9 protein-coding genes, 2 rRNA genes and 4 other annotated features are annotated in these 15,701 nt (G+C 65.0%); of the genes, 3 read left to right on the forward strand and 8 right to left on the reverse strand.

Annotated features, from left to right (window positions below):
* Positions 1-1,159 (forward strand): 16S ribosomal RNA (locus N5I75_RS00005); the annotation flags it as partial.
* 316 nt (positions 1,160-1,475) lie between these two features.
* Positions 1,476-2,070 (forward strand) — a sequence feature (23S ribosomal RNA rRNA prediction is too short).
* A 79-nt stretch (positions 2,071-2,149) separates the two neighbouring features.
* Positions 2,150-2,371 (forward strand) — a sequence feature (23S ribosomal RNA rRNA prediction is too short).
* 139 nt (positions 2,372-2,510) lie between these two features.
* Positions 2,511-2,734, reverse strand: a sequence feature (23S ribosomal RNA rRNA prediction is too short).
* A gap of 79 nt (positions 2,735-2,813) precedes the next feature.
* Positions 2,814-3,410, reverse strand: a sequence feature (23S ribosomal RNA rRNA prediction is too short).
* Positions 3,411-3,732: 322 nt separating this feature from the next.
* Here N5I75_RS00005 and N5I75_RS00010 read toward each other — a convergent pair.
* From N5I75_RS00010 to thyX, 4 genes are all read right to left on the reverse strand, one after another.
* Positions 3,733-5,258: ribosomal RNA gene (locus tag N5I75_RS00010) — 16S ribosomal RNA — on the reverse strand.
* 526 nt (positions 5,259-5,784) lie between these two features.
* A complete protein-coding gene (locus tag N5I75_RS00015) occupies positions 5,785-7,470 on the reverse strand; it encodes a ribonuclease J (RefSeq protein WP_476672921.1) in 1,686 nt (561 codons plus the stop codon).
* A 139-nt stretch (positions 7,471-7,609) separates the two neighbouring features.
* Positions 7,610-8,509 carry a 4-hydroxy-tetrahydrodipicolinate synthase gene (gene dapA, locus N5I75_RS00020; protein WP_476672923.1) on the reverse strand — a complete coding sequence of 300 codons (900 nt, stop codon included), beginning with the start codon at positions 8,507-8,509 and terminating at the stop codon, positions 7,610-7,612.
* Between the two features lie 242 nt (positions 8,510-8,751).
* Positions 8,752-9,492 (reverse strand): FAD-dependent thymidylate synthase, encoded by a 741-nt coding sequence (gene thyX / locus N5I75_RS00025; RefSeq protein ID WP_476672925.1) that lies wholly within the window; start codon positions 9,490-9,492, stop codon positions 8,752-8,754.
* Positions 9,493-9,715: 223 nt separating this feature from the next.
* Here thyX and N5I75_RS00030 point away from each other — a divergent pair, with 223 nt between their 5' ends.
* Complete coding sequence (locus N5I75_RS00030) at positions 9,716-9,955, forward strand: hypothetical protein (protein WP_476672927.1); 240 nt, start codon at positions 9,716-9,718, stop codon at positions 9,953-9,955.
* Positions 9,956-10,061: 106 nt separating this feature from the next.
* Complete coding sequence (locus N5I75_RS00035; protein WP_476672929.1) at positions 10,062-10,616, forward strand: hypothetical protein; 555 nt, start codon at positions 10,062-10,064, stop codon at positions 10,614-10,616.
* A gap of 129 nt (positions 10,617-10,745) precedes the next feature.
* Here N5I75_RS00035 and N5I75_RS00040 read toward each other — a convergent pair whose 3' ends face one another.
* Genes N5I75_RS00040 through N5I75_RS00055 form a run of 4 tightly spaced genes read right to left on the reverse strand, consistent with a single transcriptional unit; the run spans position 10,746 to position 15,586 of the window.
* Positions 10,746-11,198, reverse strand: a complete 453-nt coding sequence (locus N5I75_RS00040; RefSeq protein ID WP_476672931.1) for a hypothetical protein — start codon at positions 11,196-11,198, stop codon at positions 10,746-10,748.
* A gap of 9 nt (positions 11,199-11,207) precedes the next feature.
* Positions 11,208-11,963 (reverse strand): 4-hydroxy-tetrahydrodipicolinate reductase, encoded by a 756-nt coding sequence (gene dapB / locus N5I75_RS00045; RefSeq protein WP_476672933.1) that lies wholly within the window; start codon positions 11,961-11,963, stop codon positions 11,208-11,210.
* 30 nt (positions 11,964-11,993) lie between these two features.
* Positions 11,994-13,373, reverse strand: a complete 1,380-nt coding sequence (locus tag N5I75_RS00050; protein WP_476672934.1) for a M16 family metallopeptidase — start codon at positions 13,371-13,373, stop codon at positions 11,994-11,996.
* Entirely contained in the window at positions 13,370-15,586 is a 2,217-nt protein-coding gene (locus tag N5I75_RS00055) for a polyribonucleotide nucleotidyltransferase (protein WP_476672936.1), read from the reverse strand. Before N5I75_RS00055 ends, N5I75_RS00050 begins: the two co-directional genes overlap by 4 nt.
* Positions 15,587-15,701: the final 115 nt, after the last annotated feature.

A 15,701-nucleotide genomic window follows, 5' to 3' on the forward strand; every position in this document is an offset into this window, starting at 1 on the left:
ACAATGGGCGAAAGCCTGATGCAGCGACGCCGCGTGAGGATGACGGCCTTCGGGTTGTAAACCTCTTTCAGCAGGGAAGAAGCGAAAGTGACGGTACCTGCAGAAGAAGCGCCGGCTAACTACGTGCCAGCAGCCGCGGTAATACGTAGGCGCAAGCGTTGTCCGGAATTATTGGGCGTAAAGAGCTCGTAGGCGGCTTGTCACGTCGGTTGTGAAAGCCCGGGGCTTAACCCGGGTCTGCAGTCGATACGGGCAGGCTAGAGTGTGGTAGGGGAGATCGGAATTCCTGGTGTAGCGGTGAAATGCGCAGATATCAGGAGGAACACCGGTGGCGAAGGCGGATCTCTGGGCCATTACTGACGCTGAGGAGCGAAAGCGTGGGGAGCGAACAGGATTAGATACCCTGGTAGTCCACGCCGTAAACGGTGGGAACTAGGTGTTGGCGACATTCCACGTCGTCGGTGCCGCAGCTAACGCATTAAGTTCCCCGCCTGGGAGTACGGCCGCAAGGCTAAAACTCAAAGGAATTGACGGGGGCCCGCACAAGCAGCGGAGCATGTGGCTTAATTCGACGCAACGCGAAGAACCTTACCAAGGCTTGACATACACCGGAAAACCCTGGAGACAGGGTCCCCCTTGTGGTCGGTGTACAGGTGGTGCATGGCTGTCGTCAGCTCGTGTCGTGAGATGTTGGGTTAAGTCCCGCAACGAGCGCAACCCTTGTTCTGTGTTGCCAGCATGCCCTTCGGGGTGATGGGGACTCACAGGAGACCGCCGGGGTCAACTCGGAGGAAGGTGGGGACGACGTCAAGTCATCATGCCCCTTATGTCTTGGGCTGCACACGTGCTACAATGGCCGATACAATGAGCTGCGATACCGCAAGGTGGAGCGAATCTCAAAAAGTCGGTCTCAGTTCGGATTGGGGTCTGCAACTCGACCCATGAAGTTGGAGTTGCTAGTAATCGCAGATCAGCATTGCTGCGGTGAATACGTTCCCGGGCCTTGTACACACCGCCCGTCACGTCACGAAAGTCGGTAACACCCGAAGCCGGTGGCCCAACCCCTTGTGGGAGGGAGCTGTCGAAGGTGGGACTGGCGATTGGGACGAAGTCGTAACAAGGTAGCCGTACCGGAAGGTGCGGCTGGATCACCTCCTTTCTAAGGAGCATCTAGGCCGCCAAGCTTGCTTGGGGTCCAGGGCCATAACGTCGGCAAACGTTCGACGGTGGTTGCTCATGGGTGGAACGTTGACTATTCGGCACACCTGACCTGCTCTGGTCGCGAGTACTGCTTCGGCGTGGAAAGTGACCGGAGGGAGGGTGTCGGGCACGCTGTTGGGTATCTGAGGGTACGGACTTGTTCCTGACCTCAATGCCGGCCCCGGTGAAGATCTGCGTGAGCGGGTTGTGACGGGTGGTTGGTCGTTGTTTGAGAACTGCACAGTGGACGCGAGCATCTGTGGCCAAGTTTTTAAGGGCGCACGGTGGATGCCTTGGCACCAGGAACCGATGAAGGACGTGGGAGGCCACGATAGTCCCCGGGGAGTCGTCAACCAGGCTTTGATCCGGGGTTTCCGAATGGGGAAACCCGGCAGTCGTCATGGGCTGTCACCCGCTGCTGAACACATAGGCAGTGTGGAGGGAACGCGGGGAAGTGAAACATCTCAGTACCCGCAGGAAGAGAAAACAACCGTGATTCCGGGAGTAGTGGCGAGCGAAACTGGATGAGGCCAAACCTACGACGTGTGAGACCCGGCAGGGGTTGCGTCGTGGGGTTGTGGGATCTCTCTTTCACAGTCTGCCGGCTGTGAGACGAGTCAGAAACCGTTGATGTAGGCGAAGGACATGCGAAAGGTCCGGCGTAGAGGGTAAGACCCCCGTAGTCGAAACGTCAGCGGCTCGTTTGAGAGACACCCAAGTAGCACGGGGCCCGAGAAATCCCGTGTGAATCTGGCGGGACCACCCGTTAAGCCTAAATATTCCCTGGTGACCGATAGCGGATAGTACCGTGAGGGAATGGTGAAAAGTACCGCGGGAGCGGAGTGAAATAGTACCTGAAACCGTGTGCCTACAAGCCGTGGGAGCGTCGCGCAAGGAACTTGTTCCTTGCGTCGTGACTGCGTGCCTTTTGAAGAATGAGCCTGCGAGTTTGCGGTGTGTTGCGAGGTTAACCCGTGTGGGGAAGCCGTAGCGAAAGCGAGTCCGAATAGGGCGACATAGTAGCGCGCTCAAGACCCGAAGCGGAGTGATCTAGCCATGGGCAGGTTGAAGCGGAGGTAAGACTTCGTGGAGGACCGAACCCACCAGGGTTGAAAACCTGGGATGACCTGTGGTTAGGGGTGAAAGGCCAATCAAACTCCGTGATAGCTGGTTCTCCCGAAATGCATTTAGGTGCAGCGTCGTGTGTTTCTTGCCGGAGGTAGAGCACTGGATAGGCGATGGGCCCTACCCTGAGCTAGAAACTCCATAAGAAACACACGACGCTGCACCTAAATGCATTTCGGGGAGAACCAGCTATCACGGAGTTTGATTGGCCTTTCACCCCTAACCACAGGTCATCCCCCAGGTTTTCAACCCTGGTGGGTTCGGTCCTCCACGAAGTCTTACCTCCGCTTCAACCTGCCCATGGCTAGATCACTCCGCTTCGGGTCTTGAGCGCGCTACTATGTCGCCCTGTTCGGACTCGCTTTCGCTACGGCTTCCCCACACGGGTTAACCTCGCAACACACCGCAAACTCGCAGGCTCATTCTTCAAAAGGCACGCAGTCACGACGCAAGGAACAAGTTCCTTGCGCGACGCTCCCACGGCTTGTAGGCACACGGTTTCAGGTACTATTTCACTCCGCTCCCGCGGTACTTTTCACCATTCCCTCACGGTACTATCCGCTATCGGTCACCAGGGAATATTTAGGCTTAACGGGTGGTCCCGCCAGATTCACACGGGATTTCTCGGGCCCCGTGCTACTTGGGTGTCTCTCAAACGAGCCGCTGACGTTTCGACTACGGGGGTCTTACCCTCTACGCCGGACCTTTCGCATGTCCTTCGCCTACATCAACGGTTTCTGACTCGTCTCACAGCCGGCAGACTGTGAAAGAGAGATCCCACAACCCCCACGACGCAACCCCTGCCGGGTCTCACACGTCGTAGGTTTGGCCTCATCCAGTTTCGCTCGCCACTACTCCCGGAATCACGGTTGTTTTCTCTTCCTGCGGGTACTGAGATGTTTCACTTCCCCGCGTTCCCTCCACACTGCCTATGTGTTCAGCAGCGGGTGACAGCCCATGACGACTGCCGGGTTTCCCCATTCGGAAACCCCCGGATCAAAGCCTGGTTGACGACTCCCCGGGGACTATCGTGGCCTCCCACGTCCTTCATCGGTTCCTGGTGCCAAGGCATCCACCGTGCGCCCTTAAAAACTTGGCCACAGATGCTCGCGTCCACTGTGCAGTTCTCAAACAACGACCAACCACCCGTCACAACCCGCTCACGCAGATCTTCACCGGGGTCGGCATTGAGGTCAGGAACAAGTCCGGACCCTCAGATACCCAACAGCGTGCCCGACACCCTCGCCGCTCCCCTCAACGTTCCACGCTCCGAAGAGCAGTACTGGAAGGAGAAGACGGTCAAGTGTGCCGAATAGTCAACGTTCCACCCATGAGCAACCAGCATCGAACGTGCGCCGATGTACTGGCCCCTGACCCGGACAAGTCCGAGTAAGAAGTGCTCCTTAGAAAGGAGGTGATCCAGCCGCACCTTCCGGTACGGCTACCTTGTTACGACTTCGTCCCAATCGCCAGTCCCACCTTCGACAGCTCCCTCCCACAAGGGGTTGGGCCACCGGCTTCGGGTGTTACCGACTTTCGTGACGTGACGGGCGGTGTGTACAAGGCCCGGGAACGTATTCACCGCAGCAATGCTGATCTGCGATTACTAGCAACTCCAACTTCATGGGGTCGAGTTGCAGACCCCAATCCGAACTGAGACCGACTTTTTGAGATTCGCTCCACCTTGCGGTATCGCAGCTCATTGTATCGGCCATTGTAGCACGTGTGCAGCCCAAGACATAAGGGGCATGATGACTTGACGTCGTCCCCACCTTCCTCCGAGTTGACCCCGGCGGTCTCCTGTGAGTCCCCATCACCCCGAAGGGCATGCTGGCAACACAGAACAAGGGTTGCGCTCGTTGCGGGACTTAACCCAACATCTCACGACACGAGCTGACGACAGCCATGCACCACCTGTACACCGACCACAAGGGGGACCCTGTCTCCAGGGTTTTCCGGTGTATGTCAAGCCTTGGTAAGGTTCTTCGCGTTGCGTCGAATTAAGCCACATGCTCCGCTGCTTGTGCGGGCCCCCGTCAATTCCTTTGAGTTTTAGCCTTGCGGCCGTACTCCCCAGGCGGGGAACTTAATGCGTTAGCTGCGGCACCGACGACGTGGAATGTCGCCAACACCTAGTTCCCACCGTTTACGGCGTGGACTACCAGGGTATCTAATCCTGTTCGCTCCCCACGCTTTCGCTCCTCAGCGTCAGTAATGGCCCAGAGATCCGCCTTCGCCACCGGTGTTCCTCCTGATATCTGCGCATTTCACCGCTACACCAGGAATTCCGATCTCCCCTACCACACTCTAGCCTGCCCGTATCGACTGCAGACCCGGGGTTAAGCCCCGGGCTTTCACAACCGACGTGACAAGCCGCCTACGAGCTCTTTACGCCCAATAATTCCGGACAACGCTTGCGCCCTACGTATTACCGCGGCTGCTGGCACGTAGTTAGCCGGCGCTTCTTCTGCAGGTACCGTCACTTTCGCTTCTTCCCTGCTGAAAGAGGTTTACAACCCGAAGGCCGTCATCCCTCACGCGGCGTCGCTGCATCAGGCTTTCGCCCATTGTGCAATATTCCCCACTGCTGCCTCCCGTAGGAGTCTGGGCCGTGTCTCAGTCCCAGTGTGGCCGGTCGCCCTCTCAGGCCGGCTACCCGTCGTCGCCTTGGTGAGCCATTACCTCACCAACAAGCTGATAGGCCGCGGGCTCATCCTTCACCGCCGGAGCTTTTAACCACCGTCCAGGAGGACGGAAGTGTTATCCGGTATTAGACCCCGTTTCCAGGGCTTGTCCCAGAGTGAAGGGCAGATTGCCCACGTGTTACTCACCCGTTCGCCACTAATCCCCACCGAAGTGGTTCATCGTTCGACTTGCATGTGTTAAGCACGCCGCCAGCGTTCGTCCTGAGCCAGGATCAAACTCTCCGTGAATGTTTCCGGGATATCCCGGTGACACCACGAGAGCGGACCGGGCGGGAGGAATAGTCCCGTCCGGTCACAGCGTCCTCGCTGTGTTTTGTTTCAAAGGAACCTCGTCCCAACCATCAGGTGACGGCCGGAGACGGGGTAATCAACATATCTGGCGTTGACTTTTGGCACGCTGTTGAGTTCTCAAGGAACGGACGCTTCCTTTGTACTCACCCGAGAGACTCTCTCGTGGCTTTCCTCCGGGCGCTTCCCTTCGGTCTTGCTGTCTTGCCTTTCCAACCTTACCAGATCCGTTTTCCGTTCCGTTTCCGGTTCGGATTTCATTTCCGGTGGCCATTGGAGGGCCTTTGCCTTTCGGCGGATCCGACTTTATCAGAGATTCTGAGTCGGAATTTCCGGCCCCGCGAGGCACGCACCGGATCATCGAAGTGATCCGGGTTCCCCCTCGGGCGGAGCCGTAAACCTACTGGAGCGGGGCGCCCCGATGCAAATCGAGGCGCCCCGCTCCGTACGTACTGCCGACGAGGCGTCAGACCTCGACCACGACCGGGAGGATCATCGGGCGGCGACGGTAGGTGTCGGAGACCCACTTGCCCAGCGTGCGGCGGATGAGCTGCTGCAGCTGGTGGGGTTCGACGACGCCGTCCTGCGCCGACTTCTCCAGGACCTCCTGGATCTTCGGGACGACGGCATGGAACGCCGAGTCCTCGATGCCGGAGCCGCGGGCCTGGATGTTCGGGCCGCTGGTGATCTTGCCGGTGCTGGAGTCCACCACCACGAAGACCGAGATGATGCCCTCGTCGCCGAGGATCTTGCGGTCCTTCAGCGCCGGTTCGCCGACGTCACCGACGGAGAGCCCGTCCACGTAGACGTAGCCCGCCTGGACCTTGCCGACGATCTTCGCCTTGCCCTCGACGAGGTCGACGACGACGCCGTCCTCGGCGATGACGATGCGGTCGTGCGGGACACCGGTGAGGGCGCCCAGTTCGGCGTTGGCGCGCAGGTGGCGCCATTCGCCGTGGACCGGCATGAGGTTCTTCGGCTTGCAGATGTTGTAGAAGTACAGCAGCTCGCCGGCCGAGGCGTGGCCCGAGACGTGCACCTTGGCGTTGCCCTTGTGGACGACGTTGGCGCCCCAGCGGGTCAGGCCGTTGATGACGCGGTACACCGCGTTCTCGTTGCCCGGGATCAGGGACGACGCCAGGATCACCGTGTCGCCGGAGACGATCCGGATCTGGTGGTCTCGGTTGGCCATGCGGGAGAGCGCGGCCATCGGTTCGCCCTGGGAGCCCGTGCAGACGAGCACGATCTCGCTGTCGGGGAGATCGTCGAGCGTCTTGACGTCCACGACCAGGCCCGGCGGGATCTTGAGGTAGCCGAGGTCGCGCGCGATGCCCATGTTGCGGACCATCGAGCGGCCGACGAAGGCGACCCGGCGGCCGTACTCGTGCGCGGCGTCGAGCACCTGCTGGATACGGTGCACGTGACTGGCGAACGACGCGACGATGATCCGCTTCTGGGCACCTGCGAAGACGCCGCGGATCACGTTGGAGATGTCGCGCTCGGGCGGGACGAAGCCCGGGACCTCGGCGTTGGTCGAGTCGGTGAGGAGCAGGTCGATGCCCTCCTCGCCGAGCCGCGCGAACGTCGGCAGGTCGGTGAGGCGACGGTCGAGCGGGAGCTGGTCCATCTTGAAGTCGCCGGTGTGGACCACCATGCCGGCCGGGGTGCGGATGGCGACCGCGAGCGCGTCCGGGATGGAGTGGTTGACCGCGATGAACTCGCAGTCGAAGGGGCCGAGCCGCTCGCGGTCGCCCTCGGCGACCTCGAGGGTGTAGGGCCGGATGCGGTGCTCCTGGAGCTTCGCCTCGATCAGCGCGAGGGTCAGCTTGGAGCCGATCAGCGGGATGTCCGGCTTCTCGCGGAGAAGGTAGGGGACGGCGCCGATGTGGTCCTCGTGCCCGTGCGTGAGGACGATGCCCTCGACGTCGTCGAGGCGGTCCCTGATGGACGAGAAGTCCGGCAGGATCAGGTCGATTCCGGGCTGCTCCTCCTCGGGGAAGAGCACTCCGCAGTCGACGATCAGGAGGCGACCGTTGTACTCGAAGACGGTCATGTTGCGGCCGATCTCGCCGAGTCCGCCGAGCGGCGTGACGCGCAGGCCGCCCTTCGGAAGCTTCGGCGGGGCGCCGAGTTCAGGATGCGGATGACTCAAAAGATTCTCCCTTAAGCCCGCGCGCCACGTACCTGTGGGCACGTGGCGCGCGTGACGTTCGTGCAGTAGCAGTTGTTGGTGTTGCTTCGGTCTTGCTCGTGTTCTGTTGATTCAGTTGTGAGGTCTTACGAAGTCGGTGCTAGAGCTGTACCCCGCCGGCGGCGAGATCGACCTTGAGCTGCGCCGTCTCCTCGGGGGTGAGTTCGACGAGCGGCAGCCGCAGCGGTCCGGCGGGCAGGCCCTGGAGGGCGAGCGCCGCCTTCGTCGTGATGACGCCCTGCGTGCGGAACATGCCGGTGAAGACGGGGAGCAGCTTCTGGTGGATCTCGGTGGCCTTGTGCACGTCGCCCGCGAGGTACGCGTCGAGCATGGCGCGCAGCTCGGGCGCGACCACGTGGCCGACGACCGAGACGAAGCCGCACGCGCCGACCGAGAGCAGCGGCAGGTTGAGCATGTCGTCGCCGGAGTACCAGGCGAGGCCCGAGCGCGCTATGGCCCAGCTGGCGCGGCCGAGGTCGCCCTTGGCGTCCTTGTTGGCGACGATGCGCGGGTGCTCGGCGAGGCGGACGATCGTCTCCGTGTTGATCGGTACGCCGCTGCGGCCCGGGATGTCGTAGAGCATCACGGGCAGTTCGGTCGAGTCGGCGATGGCCGTGAAGTGGCGGAGCAGGCCCTCCTGCGGGGGCTTGTTGTAGTACGGCGTGACCGTGAGCAGGCCGTGCGCGCCGGCCTGCTGGGCCTCGCGCGCCAGCTCGATGCTGTGGTGGGTGTCGTTGGTGCCGACACCGGCGACGACGTGGGCGCGGTCGCCGACCGCCTCGACCACGGCGCGTACGACGTCCGCTTTCTCCGCATTGCTGGTGGTCGGGGACTCGCCCGTGGTGCCGTTGACGATCAGGCCGTCGTTGCCTGCGTCCACCAGGTGGGCGGCGAGCCGCTGCGCGCCGTCGAGGTCGAGTGCGCCGTCCGCCGTCAAGGGCGTGACCATGGCGGTGAGGACCCTCCCGAAGGGGGTCTGCGGAGTCGAGGTCGGAGCCATGGGTAACACGCTACTCGCTGCTCAGCGCCGGGTCCCCCCTCGGGGGATCCGACAAGTCACGACAAAGGTGGAGCCCGGCACTGCCTGCTCGGGGGTTCAGGCAGTGCCGGGTCCGTTTGATCAGGCTAGATGAACTTTATGAAATGCCGCAATCTGGACACTTCAACCGGCGCACCCGCACATGTGTGCCGCTGCCACCCTGAAGTGATCAAGGGACGCCCTGGTCCGCAGCGGGCGCAGGACTACGGCGCCACGCGCCCGTTGGCGTTGAACGCCGCGTACGTCAACGGCATCAGCTCGGCCCACGCCGCTTCCATCTTCTCGCCGACCATCTCGATCTCCCGCTGCGGGAACGAGGGGACCTTGGCCAGCTCGTGCTGGGTGCGCAGGCCCAGGAAGTGCATCAGCGAGCGCGCGTTGCACGTGGCGTACATCGACGAGAACAGGCCCACCGGGAGCACCGCGCGCGCGACCTCGCGGGCCACGCCCTCGGCCAGCATCTTCTGGTACGCCTCGTACGCCTGGACGTAGGACGCCTCCATGGTGGAGGACGTCAGCTCGTACTGGCCGGGCGTGCCCTCGACGAAGCGGTACTTGCCGGGGCGGCCCTCCTGCACGAGCTTGCGGTCGGCGGCGGGGACGTAGAAGACCGGCTGGAGCTCCCGGTAGCGGCCCGACTCCTCGTTGTACGACCAGCCGACGCGGTGCCGCATGAACTCGCGGAAGACGAAGATCGGGGCGCTGATGAGGAAGGTCATCGAGTTGTGCTCGAAGGGGCTGCCGTGCCGGTCCCGCATCAGGTAGTTGATGAGGCCCTTGGAGCGCTCCGGGTCCTTCGACAGCTCGTCGATGGACTGCTCGCCCACCGTGGAGACGCGGGCCGCGAACAGCACGTCCGAGTCGCTCGCGGTGTGCTTGACCAACTCGACGGTGACGTCGCCTCGGAACGTCGGCTTGAGGTCTTCGGCTGGGGTCTCGGTCACGGCTCGGGGGGGTCCTTCCATCACGTCGCTCGGGCGGCGCCCACTCTACGGGCCGCCACTGACAACGGTTCATCTGCTCGCTTCTCCCGACGATCTCCGCCGAACGAGAGCGAACGGCAGCGAACATCTGTTAATTCGGCGAAAGTGGGCACCATTTGAGGAGATCGATCGTCTGTGTAGATGAACACACTTAGTTCGAACCTCTTGAGGAGAAGCACCGCCCATGTTTCGTCGGCGCGAGCCCGTACCGTTCGCCTTCATCGCCGAAGCCGACAGGTTCCGCAGCAATGTCACGCCGCCCAGGCGTGAGCGTCCCTCCGCAGGCCAGATCGCGGGCCGCTCCCTGGTGGGGCTGACCGTCGTGGCCGGCCTCGTCGGCTCCCTGCTGTTCGGGATGCCGGCGCTCTCGGCCGACCAGGCCCCTCGCCACACCCAGCAGTCGGAAGCCTCCGACGGCCGCTGAGCGTCGTACTCGACCGGCCCCCCTGAGGTGGAAGGCCGGAGCGCGCACGGATAACCTCACCGGGCACAGCCCCCATCCGCGTGGATGATCGAGTGAGGACCTGTCCGTGCCCCTGTCCTTCCTGACGGCCGACCGTGCTTTCGACGAGGCCGCCGAGACCGCGCTGCCCTTCGACGACCGCGATCAGTGGCGCCGCCCCTACCGCCCGGGCCCGTACCGGGTGGGGGCCGCCGCGCTGCTGCTGCTCCTGGCGTCGTACGTGCTGTTCGCGGGGGTGATCATCGCGGCGGCCGGGGATTCCGCAGCCGCCGTGGTCTGCGGTGTGCTCGCCGTCCTGGTCATCGCCGCCGCCATGCGGCTGTTGCGCATGGGCACCTGGGTGAGCGCCCGCGGTCTGCGCCATGTCGGCTTCCTCAGGACGCAGACGGCGCCCTGGGACGTCGTCGTGACCGCGCGCACGGTGCAGCAGCCCGTGCGCTGGCTCGGCCTGCCCCGGACCGTGCAGGGCCAGGCGCTCGTCCTCGTACGCCGTGACCGGCGCGGGGAGCAGACGACCCTGCTCACCAGCCACAACGGGGACTTCCTCGGCCGGACCACCGCGTTCGACCGGGCCAGCGACAGTGTCGAGGTCTGGGCGGACGAGTACCGGCCGAAGGACTGAGCCGCGGGAGACATGGAAGAGGGGCCCGCACCGCCGTCATCATCGTTGAGTTGTTGATGACGGCGGTTCGGGCCCCTTCCGCGTGCCTCAGACGTCGTGCCTCAGGCGTTGTGCCTCAGGCGTCGTGCCTCAGGCGTTGACCGGACGGCCCTCCTGGAGCGCGATCGCGCGCTGCATCGCCTTCCGCGCGCGCGGGGTGTCCCGCGCGTCCTTGTAGGCGACGGCGAGGCGGAACCAGCAGCGCCAGTCCCCCGGCGCGTCCTCCGTCTCGGCCTTGCGGCGGCTGAAGACCTCGTCGGCGGAAGTGCGGTCGATGCGGCCGTACTGGTCGCGCCGCAGTTCGTCGACGGGCAGGCCGCCCTCCGCCTCCAGGAGTTCGGCGAGCCGGTTGGCCTTGCGGACGAACTGGGTGTTCGCCCACAGGAACCAGACGCCGATCAGGGGCAGGATCAGCACGGCGACGCCGAAGGTGATCGTCAGCGCGGTGCCCTGCCCGATGAGCATGACGCCGCGGTCGCCCGCCAGGACGAAGTAGACGACCAGGACGGCGGCCGTGACCGCGTAGGTGATTTTCGCGCGCATCGCTGCCCGTCAGCCGTTCAGGTCGAGGAAGTGTTCCAGGCCGAAGGTGAGGCCGGGGGTCGTCGTGACCTTGCGGGCGCCGAGCAGGATGCCGGGCATGAAGCTGCTGTGGTGCAGCGAGTCGTGGCGCAGGGTCAGCGTCTCGCCCTCGCCGCCCAGGAGGACCTCCTGGTGGGCGAGGAGGCCGCGCAGGCGGACCGAGTGGACCGGGACGCCGTCGACGTCCGCGCCGCGTGCTCCGTCGAGCGCTGTCGCCGTCGCGTCGGGCTGCGGGGCGCTGCCCGCCTTCTCCCGCGCGGCGGCGATGAGCTGGGCGGTGCGCGCGGCCGTGCCGGAGGGGGCGTCGACCTTCTTCGGGTGGTGCAGCTCGATGACCTCCACCGACTCGAAGTACGGGGCCGCCGCCTCGGCGAACTTCATGGTCAGGACCGCGCCGATGGAGAAGTTCGGGGCGATGAGCACGCCGGTCTCCGGCGTCTGCGCGAGCCAGCCGTTGAGCTGCGCGAGGCGGTCCTCCGTCCAGCCCGTCGTGCCGACGACGCCGTGGATCCCGTGGCGTACGCAGAACTCCAGGTTCTCCATCACGGAGTCCGGCGTGGTCAGCTCGACCGCGACCTGGGCGCCCGCGTCGACGAGCGCGTCCAGCTTGTCGCCCCGGCCGAGGGCCGCGACCAGCTCCATGTCCTCGGCGGCCTCGACCGCCCGTACGGCCTCGGAGCCGATGCGGCCCTTGGCGCCGAGAACCGCCACGCGCAGCTTGCTCATCTTCTGTCCACTTCCTTGACCTGTGAGTTCTTACGCGACCGCTTCGTGCAGGCGTGCGGCCTGCTTGTCCTTGAGCGGGCCGATGACCGACAAGGACGGGCGCTGTCCCAGGATGTCGCGTGCGACCTCGCGCACCTCGTCCGGGGTCACCGCCGCGATGCGTGCCAGCATGTCGTCGACCGACATCTGCTCGCCCCAGCACAGCTCGCTCTTGCCGATACGGTTCATCAGCGCGCCGGTGTCCTCCAGGCCGAGCACCGTGGAACCGGAGAGCTGGCCGATGGCGCGGCTGATCTCGTCGTCACTGAGCCCGTCCTGTGCCACCTGGTCCAGCTCGTCACGGCAGATCTTCAGAACGTCGTGCACCTGGTTCGGGCGGCAGCCCGCGTAGACCCCGAACAGGCCGCAGTCAGCGAAGCCCGAGGTGTACGAGTACACGCTGTAGGCCAGGCCGCGCTTCTCGCGGACCTCCTGGAAGAGGCGCGAGGACATGCCGCCGCCGAGCGCGGTGTTGAGGACGCCCATGGCCCAGCGCCGCTCGTCGGTGCGGGCGAGGCCCGGCATGCCGAGGATGACGTGGGCCTGCTCGGTCTTGCGGCCGATGACCTCCATGCGGCCCGCGGCGCGCAGCGTCTTGCTGCCGGTGCGGGGGCCGACCGGGGCGGCGGGCGCGACGTCCAGGGCGCCGGCGCGCTCGAAGGCCGCGCGGACCTGGCGCACGACCTTGTTGTGGTCCACGTTGCCCGCGGCGGCGACGACCAGGTGCGTCGGGTCGTAGTGCTTCTTGTAGAAGCGGCTGATCCGGCCGCGGTCGAGCGCGTTGATCGTGTCGACCGTGCCGAGGACCGGGCGGCCCAGGGGCGTGTCGCCGAGCATCGTGTGCGCGAACAGGTCGTGCACGCAGTCGCCCGGGTCGTCCTCGGTCATCGCGATCTCTTCGAGGATCACGCCGCGCTCCGCGTCGACGTCCGCCTGCTCGATGAGGGAGCCGGTCAGCATGTCGCAGACGACGTCTATGGCGAGCGGGAGATTGCTGTCGAGCACGCGCGCGTAGTAGCACGTGTACTCCTTCGCCGTGAAGGCGTTCATCTCGCCGCCGACGGCCTCGATCTCCGCGGAGATGTCGAGGGCGCTGCGCCGCGATGTGCCCTTGAAGAGGAGGTGCTCCAGGTAGTGCGTCGCGCCGTTCAGAGCGGGCGTCTCGTCGCGGGAGCCGACGTGCGCCCAGATGCCGAAGGTCGCCGAGCGGACGGAGGGCAGCGTCTCGGTGACGATGCGCAGACCGCTCGGAAGAGTGGTCCTGCGGACCGTCCCGGCGCCGTTCACGCCCTTGATCAGGGTTTGGGTACGGGCGACGGCCCGCGCCTCCGAGGAGGTGCGGGCCGTCGCCTTGGTGGTACGAGACGTCACTTGTCGGTGTCGTCCTTCGCCTCGTCGCCCTCTTCGCCCTCGATGACGGGGACGAGGGAGAGCTTGCCGCGGGAGTCGATCTCGGCGATCTCGACCTGGACCTTCTGGCCCACACCGAGGACGTCCTCGACGTTCTCCACGCGCTTGCCGCCGGCGAGCTTGCGGATCTGCGAGATGTGCAGCAGACCGTCCTTGCCCGGCATGAGCGACACGAACGCGCCGAAGGTCGTCGTCTTCACGACGGTGCCCAGGTAGCGCTCGCCGACCTCCGGCATGGTCGGATTGGCGATGCCGTTGATCGTGGCGCGGGCGGCCTCGGCCTGCGAGCCCTGAGCGGCACCGATGTAGATGGTGCCGTCGTCCTCGATCGTGATGTCGGCGCCGGTGTCCTCCTGGATCTGGTTGATCATCTTGCCCTTCGGGCCGATGACCTCACCGATCTTGTCCACCGGGATCTTGACGGTGATGATCCGCGGGGCGTTCGGGGACATCTCGTCCGGGACGTCGATCGCTTCCATCATCACGTCGAGGATGTGGAGGCGGGCGTCACGGGCCTGCTTGAGGGCGGCGGCCAGGACGGAGGCCGGGATGCCGTCGAGCTTCGTGTCGAGCTGGAGCGCGGTGACGAACTCCTTGGTGCCGGCGACCTTGAAGTCCATGTCGCCGAAGGCGTCCTCGGCACCGAGGATGTCGGTCAGGGCGACGTAGTGCGTCTCGCCCTTGATCTCCTGGGAGATCAGGCCCATGGCGATACCGGCGACGGGGGCCTTCAGCGGCACACCGGCGTTCAGCAGCGACATGGTGGAGGCGCAGACCGAGCCCATCGACGTCGAGCCGTTGGAGCCAAGCGCCTCGGAGACCTGGCGGATCGCGTAGGGGAACTCCTCGCGCGTCGGCAGGACCGGCACGATCGCGCGCTCGGCGAGCGCGCCGTGGCCGATCTCGCGGCGCTTGGGGGAGCCCACGCGGCCCGTCTCACCGACGGAGTACGGCGGGAAGTTGTAGTTGTGCATGTAGCGCTTGCGGGTCACCGGGGAGAGGGTGTCCAGCTGCTGCTCCATGCGCAGCATGTTCAGCGTGGTGACGCCCAGGATCTGGGTCTCGCCGCGCTCGAACAGGGCCGAGCCGTGCACGCGCGGGATGGCCTCGACCTCGGCGGCCAGGGTGCGGATGTCGGTGACACCGCGGCCGTCGATGCGCTTCTTCTCCTTGATGACACGCTCACGGACCAGCGACTTGGTCAGCGAGCGGTACGCGGCGGAGATCTCCTTCTCGCGGCCCTCGAACTGCGGGAGCAGCTTCTCGGCGGCCAGACCCTTGACGCGGTCCAGCTCGGCCTCGCGGTCCTGCTTGCCCGGGATGGTGAGGGCGCCGGCCAGCTCGGTCTTGACCGCGGAGGTCAGGGCCTCGAGCACGTCGTCCTGGTAGTCCAGGAAGATCGGGAACTCGGCGGTCGGCTTGGCGGCCTTGGCGGCGAGGTCGGACTGCGCCTTGCACAGGACCTTGATGAAGGGCTTCGCGGCCTCGAGACCGGCGGCGACGACCTCCTCGGTCGGGGCCTCGGCGCCGCCCTTGACGAGCTGGATGGTCTTCTCGGTGGCCTCGGCCTCGACCATCATGATCGCGACGTCGCCGTCCTCCAGGACGCGACCGGCGACGACCATGTCGAAGACGGCGTCCTCGAGCTCGGTGTGCGTCGGGAAGGCGACCCACTGGCCGTTGATCAGCGCGACGCGGACGCCGCCGACCGGGCCGGAGAAGGGCAGACCGGCGAGCTGCGTGGACGCGGACGCGGCGTTGATCGCGACGACGTCGTACAGGTGGTCGGGGTTGAGCGCCATGACCGTGGCGACGACCTGGATCTCGTTGCGCAGGCCCTTCTTGAAGGACGGGCGCAGCGGGCGGTCGATCAGGCGGCAGGTGAGGATCGCGTCCTCGGACGGGCGGCCCTCGCGGCGGAAGAAGCTGCCGGGGATCTTGCCCGCGGCGTACTGCCGCTCCTCGACGTCCACCGTGAGGGGGAAGAAGTCCAGGTTGTCCTTGGGGTTCTTCGAGGCCGAGGTGGCCGAGAGCACCATGGTGTCGTCGTCGAGGTAGGCGACGGCGGAGCCGGCGGCCTGGCGCGCGAGGCGGCCCGTCTCGAAGCGGATGGTGCGGGTGCCGAAGGAGCCGTTGTCGATGACGGCCTCGGCGTAGTGGGTCTCGTTCTCCACTAAAAATTCTCCGTTACTTTCGTCTGTTTCGTCTTTTGTCCACTGCTGCCCGTGTGGCAGCGGGACGGGCGGAGAAGCGCGCCGTGAATGCGGGCCGGTCTTCGATCGAAGCTCC

Source organism: Streptomyces sp. R818 (genome assembly GCF_056172735.1).